Origin of the sequence: Methylobacterium sp. WL18 (genome assembly GCF_008040015.1) — a bacterium.
GTDB lineage: Bacteria > Pseudomonadota > Alphaproteobacteria > Rhizobiales > Beijerinckiaceae > Methylobacterium > Methylobacterium mesophilicum.
Map to the genome: position 1 here is coordinate 1 of NZ_VRVD01000969.1, position 1,248 is coordinate 1,248.

The window sequence follows — 1,248 nt, forward strand, 5'->3', positions numbered from 1 at the left end:
GGCCGATCCGGCGGCGCCGCTGCGGCTGCTCTGCGTCGGCCGGCTGGTCGCCAAGAAGGGCCACGATGACCTGATCGACGCGCTGGCGGCCCTGCCCCCGGGCCTGCACTGGCACCTCGACCTGATCGGCGGCGGCGAATTGCGCGACCCGCTCGAAGCCCGGATCCGCGCGCTCGGGCTCTCGGACAGAATCACGTTCCGGGGAGCCCAGGCGCAGCCCACCGTGATCGACGCGATGCGCGCGGCCGACCTGTTCGTTCTGCCGACCAAGCCCGCGCCGGGCGGCGACCGGGACGGGCTGCCGAACGTGCTGATGGAAGCCGCGAGCCAAGCGCTGCCGATCCTGGCCACCGCCTTCGCGGGCACGCCGGAATTCCTGAGCGACGGCACCCACGCAATCCTGGTCGCCCCGGGCGACCCGGCGGCCCTGTCGGCGGCCCTGGTGCGGCTGTGCGCCGACCCGGCCCTGCGGCTCCGGCTCGGTGCGGCCGCGCGGGTGCGGCTGGTTCAGGACTTCTCCGAAGACGCCGCCATCGACCTGATCGCCGAGGCCCTGCGCGCCTCCGCGGGCCTCGCCGCACCGGTGAGGACCCGCCAACCGGACATGGCCCCGTGCGGGTCCTGATCGCGGTCACGCATCTCCTCGGCGCCGGGCATCTCACCCGCGCGGCCGCTCTGGCGCGCGCCTTCGCGGCCTCCGGCCACGACGCCCTGCTGGTCTCGGGCGGCGTCCCGGCCCCGATGGTGCGGCTGGGCGATGTCCGCCTGGTGCAGCTGCCGCCGCTCCACGTCGCCGGCACCGACTTCGCCCGGCCCCTGGGACCGGACGGCAGCCCGGCCGATTCAGCCCTATTCGCAAACCGCCGCGCCCTGATGCTGGACGCCCTGGCGGATTTCGCCCCCGACGCGGTCATCACCGAGCTGTTCCCGTTCGGCCGCCGGGCCTTGGCCGCCGAGTTCCTGGCCCTGGTGGAGGCGGCGCAGGTGCGTCGGCCGCGCCCGCTCGTGCTGGCCTCCCTGCGCGACATCCTGGTCGCTTCCGCCAAGCCGGAGCGGATCGGCGCGGTCCATGAGCGGGTCGCGCGTCTCTACGATGCCGTGCTGGTTCACGGCGACCCGGCCCTCGTGCCGCTCGACGCCTCCTGGCCGCTCGATGCCGGAACCGCGGGCAAGATCCGCTACACCGGCTACGTCGACGAGGGTTCCCCGGCCGTGCCGGCGGCGACGCGCGCGGGCGTGCTGGTGGCG

1 protein-coding gene and 1 pseudogene are annotated in these 1,248 nt (G+C 75.2%); both read left to right on the forward strand.

Annotated elements, in window-relative coordinates; translation table 11 throughout:
- On the forward strand, positions 1–625 hold a 625-nt coding region (locus FV228_RS30165; protein WP_147857780.1), incomplete at its 5' end, for a glycosyltransferase family 4 protein.
- A pseudogene (locus FV228_RS30170) lies at positions 613–1,248 on the forward strand (glycosyl transferase family 28); the annotation flags it as partial. The gene FV228_RS30165 and the pseudogene FV228_RS30170, both read left to right, overlap by 13 nt.